At 45.2% G+C, this 8312-nt stretch carries 5 protein-coding genes; 4 read left to right on the top strand and 1 reads right to left on the bottom strand.

Translation table 11 applies throughout. From position 1 onward, the window contains the following. Positions 1-91: 91 nt before the first annotated feature. Complete coding sequence (locus tag M3079_RS02750) at positions 92-1213, bottom strand: acyltransferase (protein ID WP_249077098.1); 1122 nt, start codon at positions 1211-1213, stop codon at positions 92-94. Between the two features lie 178 nt (positions 1214-1391). Between M3079_RS02750 and M3079_RS02745 the strand changes: the two genes are divergently transcribed. The 4 genes from M3079_RS02745 to M3079_RS02730 all read left to right on the top strand — a co-directional run bounded on the left by M3079_RS02745 (position 1392) and on the right by M3079_RS02730 (position 8308). After that, positions 1392-2777 carry a sodium:solute symporter family protein gene (locus tag M3079_RS02745; RefSeq protein WP_249077097.1) on the top strand — a complete coding sequence of 462 codons (1386 nt, stop codon included), beginning with the start codon at positions 1392-1394 and terminating at the stop codon, positions 2775-2777. Positions 2778-2791: 14 nt separating this feature from the next. Continuing rightward, positions 2792-6193: a DNA polymerase III subunit alpha gene (locus tag M3079_RS02740; protein WP_249077095.1), complete on the top strand. Its 3402-nt coding sequence runs from the start codon at positions 2792-2794 to the stop codon at positions 6191-6193. Positions 6194-6308: 115 nt separating this feature from the next. After that, positions 6309-7103, top strand: a complete 795-nt coding sequence (locus M3079_RS02735; protein WP_249077093.1) for an electron transfer flavoprotein subunit beta/FixA family protein — start codon at positions 6309-6311, stop codon at positions 7101-7103. An 11-nt stretch (positions 7104-7114) separates the two neighbouring features. Next, on the top strand, positions 7115-8308 hold the full coding sequence (locus tag M3079_RS02730; protein ID WP_249077092.1) for an electron transfer flavoprotein subunit alpha: 1194 nt from the start codon (positions 7115-7117) through the stop codon (positions 8306-8308). Positions 8309-8312: the final 4 nt, after the last annotated feature.

The raw sequence follows: 8312 nt of genomic DNA, 5'->3' as shown, positions 1-8312 counted from the left end.
TTTAGGTATGCCTTATTTGTTCTTATACAATACATTAAAAATACCTGTACCATTTGGCACAGGTATTTTCTTTATAAAAACATATTTACTTTTACTTTTTTCGTCCTGTTAATAACAGGTTAAGCATGGGTATTTTAGCAGATATTTTCTTTAATACAATGCTGGTAACAAGTGATACCGCAAGTAAAATAATGTAAGATGCCGCTGCACGTTTGGTTGTCATTACAATTCCAAAATGGTGGCTTATCCTTTCAATCATGCTTAACCAGAAGGGATGGGCAAAGTAAACAAGCATGGAATTATCGGATATAAAATCTACGGCACGGGTTAAGTAATTTTCTGTTTTCTTCCGTGCAAAGAAGCCGCAGAAGAATAAAATGGAAGCTATTGTGTAAATAAAGCCTTGCGGGCTTAACTGCTGAAATGTATTGGTCAGGCTGATTAAATCGTAACCGTACTGATAATAGTAATAGTAGTAGCTGCCGCAGATATAAATTATTGAAAGTACATATAAAGCACTTACGCTTTTAAAATTACCGGTAAGTGTTTTAAAAAATTCTTTTTCTTTAACTGCGGCCAAACCGCCAAGCATAAAAATGAACAGGTAATGCAGCGGTAAGTAGTTAAGCCTGTAAGTAAAAAAGTCTTGTAATATTATTGGAAGCTGCTGCGAGGTAATTCCGGGGTGCATTGTCCAATAATTAAACAGCAGCTGGAAGAAGAACAGTGCGGCAAAGCCTGCTTTTAAACTGTATTTCTGCATTACGCCCAGCAGTTTTTGAAAGAGCGGGAAGAAAGCATAGAACCATAATAATATAATCATAAAGTATAAATGGTAACATGCCAGCCCCCAAAACAGTATGTGCAGCAGTCCTAATGGAGAAAACCAGGGAATGCAGCCGGGCACAACTGTTGTAAAATATACCATATAAAAAAGCGACCAGCTTAAATACGGTATGCCGCTGCTTTGAAAGCGCTTTTTTATAAACTGCCGGTAATTAATTTCCGTTCCGGGTTTATAGTGGCAAAACAGGCCGTAGCCTGATACAAAAAAGAATGCGGGCACGCTGTAACGCGAAAGTATTTCAAACAGCATATATAAATGTTGGTTGGGCGATACCGACATTAAAACCAGTGAGCCGGTATGAATGCCGAGTACGCCGAGCATACAGATGCCGCGCAGTTTATCAATAGTTTTATTGCGTTCTGTCATAAATTCTCCTGAAATATTAAATTTTACCTGCTTATTATACAGCAAATGCAGGTTTTGGGCAAAGAAAAAGAGCGTTGCCTGCGTTTTTATTTTTGGCAGGAAATTAAAATCTGACAGCGAAATATTTAAAATAGTATTTTCTTTTTTACAAAGCCGTTTTAAGAGATAAGGTGATAGGATGGAACTTGGTTTTGTACATATATTAAGCCTGATAGCTACTTTGGCGGTAGTGCTTGGCTGCGGTATTTATTCTTCGCGCAAGGTAAAATCGGCAGATGATTTTGATGTAGGTGGGCGCAGTGCCGGTGTAATAATGGTTGCCGGGTCTATTGCCGCAACTATTATAGGCGGCGCGGCCACTATCGGTACCGCACAGGGTGGTTTTACTTTTGGCTTTGCCGCGTGGTGGTTTACGTTAGGAAGCGGCATGGGCTTTTTAATTATGGCTGCTTTTTATGCGCGTCCTCTGCGCAAAAGCGGTTTAACAACAATTTCGGAATACCTTGTTATTAATTTTGGCCCGCAGGCCGGGCCTATTGCAAGCATTGCCGCTTCGCTCGGCATTTTTTTCAGTATTGTTTCCAGCTCGTTAAGTTCGGTGCATTTAATTGGCGGTATTCTGCATTTGGGCTATCTGCCTTCGGCTGCCGTTGTAGTGCTTTTGGTAATGGGGTTTGTGTTTTTCGGCGGCATTAACAGCAGCGGCATGGCCGGATTATTTAAAGTTGGCCTGATTTTCGCTACTATTTTTGTCGGTGGTTATCTGGCTTTTACGGATATGGGCGGCTTAAGCGGTATGCACGAGGCTTTTCCGGAACTGCCGTGGTTCAGTATGTTTGGCATTGGCGCCGACCATGCGTTGTTTAATTTGTTTTCCATGATTGTCGGTGTTGTTTCTACCCAAAGCTATGTGCAGTCTTTATTTTCTGCGAAAAACAGCAGGGTAGCGGCTTTGGGGTGCCTGCTTGCCGCATGCATAGCAATTCCGGTGGGGCTGCCTTCCGTTATTATCGGCATGTTTATAAAACTGCATCATCCGGAGCTGAACAGTATTGATACCTTGCCGTTCTTTTTATGCAATTATCTGCCGGAATGGCTTGGCGGAGCAGGTTTAGCAGCATTGGTGCTGTCCTGCGTCGGTTCTATTGCCGGTTTGTCGCTTGGTGTAGGCACGCTGTTCAGCCGCGATATTTTCGGCGCGGTTTTAAAAGTTCACGACAGCAAAAAGCTGCTGTGGATTAATAAACTTACGGTTCTTGCAGTTACGCTCGCCGCACTTGTTTTTATTCATTCGCATCTCGATTCTTCCGTTCTGCAATGGAATTATCTTTCAATGGCTTTGCGCGGCGCAGGCGTTTTCCTGCCGATGACTGCCGTTATATTCTTTAAAGGCATGGTTGGCAAAAAAGCGGGCCTGCTTTCAATGTTCGGCGGTATTGCTTCCGGCTGTGCATGGCATTTTATTTTTCCAACATCACCGTATACTTTATTTGTAAGCTTGTTTTTCAATCTTTTGTTTTTAGTTCCGTCTATTGCATATAATCTTTTGCATAGCAAGAAATAATAAGGAGATTTTTAATGACTGAAAAATTTACCCATCTGCATGTGCATACGCAGTACAGCCTGCTTGACGGCGCCTCCAAAATAGATTTGCTTTTGGCGCGTGCAAAAAAACTTGGCATGGACAGTATTGCCATTACCGACCACGGCGTAATGTACGGCGCAGTTGATTTTTACCAGCAGGCGCAGAAAATGAATATCAAGCCCATTATCGGCTGCGAAGTATATGTTACGCAGTCGCGGTTTGACCGCAGCCAGCGCGGAGGCATTTACCATTTAATTCTGCTTGCCGAAAATAATACCGGCTATCATAATTTAATGAAATTGGTTTCCTTATCGCATCTGGAAGGCTTTTATTATAAACCGCGCATTGATAAAGACATTCTGCGCAAATACAGCGAGGGGCTTATCTGTCTGAGCGCCTGCATTGCCGGTGAAGTGCCGGTAAAAATACTGCAGCGTGATATTGACGGTGCGGAACGTGCCGCGCAGGAATATATTGAAATCTTCGGCAAAGAAAATTACTTTTTTGAAATTCAGGACCACGGGCTTGATGAAGAACGTGTTGTAAACCGTGAATTAAAACGCATGGCTGCCAAATTCGGTGTGGGGCTTGTTGCCACGAACGACCTGCATTATGTTGAAAAAGCTGACGCCGAAGCGCAGGACGTTTTATTGTGCATTCAAACCGCAAGCACGGTGGATGACCCCAAACGCATGAAGTTTGCCAACGACGAGTATTACTTAAAAAGTTACGAGGAAATGGCAGAACGTTTTGCCGATTGCCCGGAAGCACTGGAAAATACGGTTAAAATTGCTGAGCGCTGCCATGTGGAGCTGGAGTTTGGGCATCTTTTGCTGCCGGAATTTCCGATACCGGAAAAATATGCCAATGCTACGGAATACCTGCGCGATTTGTGCCTGCAAGGCTTACCGCAGCGGTATGCGAAAGCCGACGAAAAGGTTATGCAGCGTTTGGACTACGAACTTGATATTATTGACCGCATGGGTTACAGCTGCTATTTTTTAATTGTATGGGATTTTATTAATTACAGCCGCAAAAACGAAATACCTGTCGGGCCGGGGCGCGGCAGTGCGGCGGGCAGCATAGTTGCTTATCTTTTGGGCATTACCAATATCGACCCTTTGAAATACGATTTGCTTTTTGAACGTTTTTTAAACCCTGAACGCGTAAGCATGCCGGATATTGACACGGATTTTTGTTATGTTAACCGCGGGCGCGTGCTGGAATATATTATTAAGCGCTACGGCAAAGAACGCGTGGCGCAGATTATTACCTTCGGTACATTACAGGCGCGTGCCGCCGTGCGCGATGTAGGGCGTGCGCTTGATTTGCCTTACAGCCTTGTTGATAACGTTGCCAAAATGATTCCGCGTGAACTTGGCATTACGCTGGAAAAGGCGCTGGAAACAAGCAACGATTTTAAAGCGCTATACGACAGCGATGAAAAAGTAAAACGCCTGATTGACATTGCCAAAAAGGTTGAAGGAATGCCGCGCAACAGCGGTACGCATGCTGCGGGCGTTGTAATTACACCGCGAGATTTGATTGACTGCGTACCTTTGCAGCTTTCAAACGAAGGCCTTGTTATTACCCAGTATGATAAAGACAAGGTTGAAAATTTAGGTCTTTTAAAAATGGATTTGCTGGGGCTCAGGACTTTAACCGTTATAGGTGATACGCTCCGCTATATTTACGAAACTACCGGAGAAAAAATTGATATAGAAAAAATACCGCTTGATGACGATGCAACCTGCGCCATGCTGCGGCGCGGCGATACGCAGGGCGTGTTCCAGCTTGAATCTGAAGGCATGACCAAACTCGTAATGGATTTGGCACCAGAACAATTCAGCGATTTAATACCGTTGGTGGCATTATACCGCCCGGGGCCTTTGGGCACAGGCATGGTGGAAGACTTTATAGCCGGTAAGCACGGCACGCGCACAGCAGACATTCTGCATCCGCTTTTGGAGCCGGTTTTAAAAGATACTTTCGGCGTTATTCTGTATCAGGAACAGGTAATGCAGATAACTTCCGTACTGGCAGGTTTTACGCTTGGCCAGGCCGATATTCTGCGCCGCGCCATGGGCAAAAAGAAAGCCAAAGAGCTGGATTCCATGAAGCAGAAGTTTATTGACGGCGCTAAGCAGAACCACGGCATTGACGAAGAAACAAGCACGCAGATTTTTGCGCTTTTGCAGCACTTTGCAGGTTACGGATTCAACAAATCGCATTCGGCAGCTTACGCACTTGTAGCCTATCAAACAGCGTATTTAAAACAGCACTGGCCGACTCAGTTTATGGCTGCGTTTTTGTGCAGCATTATGAGCGACAACGATAAATTAAGTTGGTATCTCGGCGTTACCAAACGCATGGGCATTAAAATATTGCCGCCGGACGTAAATGAAAGCGGCAGGGAGTTTTCGCCGGTTAAAGGCAATGCAATCCGCTTTGGCATGGCAGGCATTAAAAGCGTGGGCGAGCAGGTAATTGACGGTATTATAAAAGCACGCGCAAACGGCGGACGCTTTACCTCTGTTTTGGATTTCTGCAAACGTGTGCCTTCAAGGCTGATAAACAAGCGTGTTATAGAAAACTTAATCAACTGCGGCGCTATGGATTCCTTTGGCGCCAAACGTTCACAGCTGCTTGCCGTTTATGAGCAGGCTGCCGATTTGGGCGCTTCTTACCAGAAAGATTCTGCCAGCGGGCAGATAGGGCTTTTTGGTGATGACCTTTTTGAAGAAGTGCAGGATATTAAACTGCCGCAGCTTGACGAAATGCCCAAAAAATTATTGCTGGAAAACGAAAAGAAAATAGTTGGTTTTTATGTTACCGGCCACCCTCTGGACAGTTATTCGGCCGCGCTTGAAAACTACACGCAGATATATAAATTAACCGAAGCCAGTGAAGAAATGGACGGAAAATATTATTCCATTGCCGGGTTAATAAGCGGTGTGCGCCTGCGTACCACTAAAAATGGCGATACAATGGCTGTTTTAACGCTGGAAGATTTCAGCGGCAGGATAGAAGTGGTTGTGTTTACCCGCCAGTATCACGAGTTTTCCTCGCTGCTGTATCAGGAAAATGTTGTTTCGGTTGAAGGTCGTTTAAAGGTGGACGAGCGCAGCGTGTCTTTGCAGGCTTCCGGTGTACGCCAGCTTAACGAAACCGGGCCTGAAATCCATTTAAAAATTACGCGCGATAAGGAAACCGGCAAAGTGCAGCAGGAAATGCGCCGCATTTTTGCAGCTTATCACGGAAACACGCCGCTTTACCTGCATTTGCTTTCGTCCGGTAAAACAATTAAAACCGACCGCTGTTTTTGGATTGACGCCACTAATGACGGATTTTTCAAAGAAATTAAAATTTTGCTCGGCCCGGACTGCCTGCAATAACAAAGAAACAGGCAGGAGTTTAACTAAAATAATGTTTATGCTTGCAAGCAGGCGTTAAAAACTGTAAAATAGGTATGTATATAATTATGTTTATAAAGATTCTGGGAGGTCGCTTATGAATATTGTAGTATGTCTTAAACAGGTTCCGGATACTTCCGAAGTAAAGCTCAATCCGGAAACCAACACCCTTATCAGGGACGGAGTGCAGAATATCATGAATCCGTTTGACCGTCAGGCACTTGAAACTGCCCTTATTTTAAAAGATGCCAACGGTGCTAAAGTTACGGTAGTATCAATGGGGCCCCCGCAGGCTGAAGAAATTTTAAAAGAAGCAATTTCCATGGGTGCCGATGAAGCAGTGCTGGTTAGTGACCGCGCACTGGCAGGCAGCGATACCCTGGCAACCAGCTTTGCGCTTGCAGGTGTTGTAAAAAGCCTTGGCGATGTAGACCTTGTTTTGTGCGGCAAACAGGCTGTTGACGGCGATACCGCGCAGGTTGGCCCGGAAATGGCTGAACATCTTGGTTTTCCGCAGGCAACAGGCGCATTAAAAGTAAGCGTTGACGGCAATAAAGTTCTGGTTGACCGTGAAAATGAAAGCAGCAGCCAGACCCTTGCTGTGGAAATGCCTGCCCTTGTAACCGTTACCAGAGCGGAAAAAGAGCCGCGTTTTGCCAGCATTAAAGGCAAAATGAAAGCAAGAAAAGCTGTTATTCCCGTTAAAACAGCAGCAGAACTCGGCATTGATACCACAATGATTGGCCTTTCCGGTTCTCCTACCAAAGTTAAAAAAGTTTTCACTCCTCCTGTTCCCGAGGTTAACAGTGAAATCATTAATGAAGAAGATACCGATAAAGCAGTTGATATGCTGATTGAAAAACTTGTACAGGCAAATATTATTACTCGTTGAGGTGAAATGACATGGCAATTAAAATAGATAAAGAACAATGCATTGGCTGCGAATCCTGTGTTGCAACCTGTCCGGCAGGCGCGCTCAGCATGGAGGACGGCAAAGCATCCGTTAACCAGGATACCTGCATTTCCTGCGGCGCATGCGTGGGCGAATGCCCGGTTGGCGCAATCAGCATGGAAAAAGCTGAGAAAAAAGAAGTAGCTAACAGCGAAGGCAAAGACCTTTGGGTTATGGTTGAACTTGAAAAAGGCGAGCCTGTTGGCGTAACTTATGAACTTTTGGGCGAAGTTTCCGAACTGGCTGCCAAATGCGGACAGCGCTGCTGTGCAGTGCTTGTTGCTGCCGAAGCAGGCGATATTCCCCAAAAACTTATTGCCGCAGGTGCGGATGTTGTTTATACCGTAACCGGCGCCGAATATGCTGAATATAATACCGACCTTTATACAAATGCTTTCTGCGAACTGGCAGAAGCATATAAACCAAGCGCAGTAATGTTTGGCGCTACTGTTGACGGCCGTGACCTTGCACCGCGCATTGCAGCACGCTTAAAAACAGGCCTCTGCGCCGACTGCACAGGCCTTGATATTGCCGGTGACCTTGTAGAATGGACCCGTCCGGCACTGGGCGGCAATATTCTGGCAACCATTGTCTGCGACGAACACCGCCCGCAGATGGGTACAGTACGATCCAAAGTATTTAAAGCCAAAGAAGCGGATGCTTCCAGAACCGGTGAAGTTATCAGCTATGAAGTAAAAAATAAAGTTGAATCTAAGGTAAGCCTTGTACGCAAAGAAGAAATTACCGAAGCAGGCAGCATTAAAATTGAAGATGCTGAAGTTGTATGCTCCGGCGGCCGCGGACTTGGCTGCTGCGACAACTTTAAAATGCTGGAAGAACTTGCAGCGTTGTTTGAAAACGGCAGCGTAGGCGGTTCCCGCGCAGTTGTTGATGAAGGCTGGATTGACCATGCCCATCAGGTTGGCCAGTCCGGTAAAACCGTAACGCCGAAGGTATATTTTGCTTTTGGTATTTCCGGTGCTATCCAGCATCTTGCAGGCATGAGTTCTTCCGATGTTATTATTGCCGTTAATAAAGACGCCAATGCGCCTATCTTTAAAGTAGCGCAGTATGGCATTGTCGGCGACGCCAAGGAAATTCTGCCTAAACTTATTGCCAAAATTAAAGCATTTAAAGAGGCTTAACGGA

The sequence above is a fragment of the Phascolarctobacterium sp. ET69 genome, assembly GCF_023336935.1.
Lineage (GTDB): Bacteria > Bacillota > Negativicutes > Acidaminococcales > Acidaminococcaceae > Fusicatenibacter_A > Fusicatenibacter_A intestinipullorum.
The sequence above is the reverse complement of the archived record's forward strand: the minus strand, read 5'-3'. Positions and strand labels throughout refer to the sequence as shown.

Coding starts and splice junctions, on each gene's coding strand:
- M3079_RS02750 (WP_249077098.1), bottom strand. CDS start 1,213: ATGACAGAACGCAATAAAACTATTGATAAACTGCGCGGCATCTGTATG.
- M3079_RS02745 (WP_249077097.1), top strand. CDS start 1,392: ATGGAACTTGGTTTTGTACATATATTAAGCCTGATAGCTACTTTGGCG.
- M3079_RS02740 (WP_249077095.1), top strand. CDS start 2,792: ATGACTGAAAAATTTACCCATCTGCATGTGCATACGCAGTACAGCCTG.
- M3079_RS02735 (WP_249077093.1), top strand. CDS start 6,309: ATGAATATTGTAGTATGTCTTAAACAGGTTCCGGATACTTCCGAAGTA.
- M3079_RS02730 (WP_249077092.1), top strand. CDS start 7,115: ATGGCAATTAAAATAGATAAAGAACAATGCATTGGCTGCGAATCCTGT.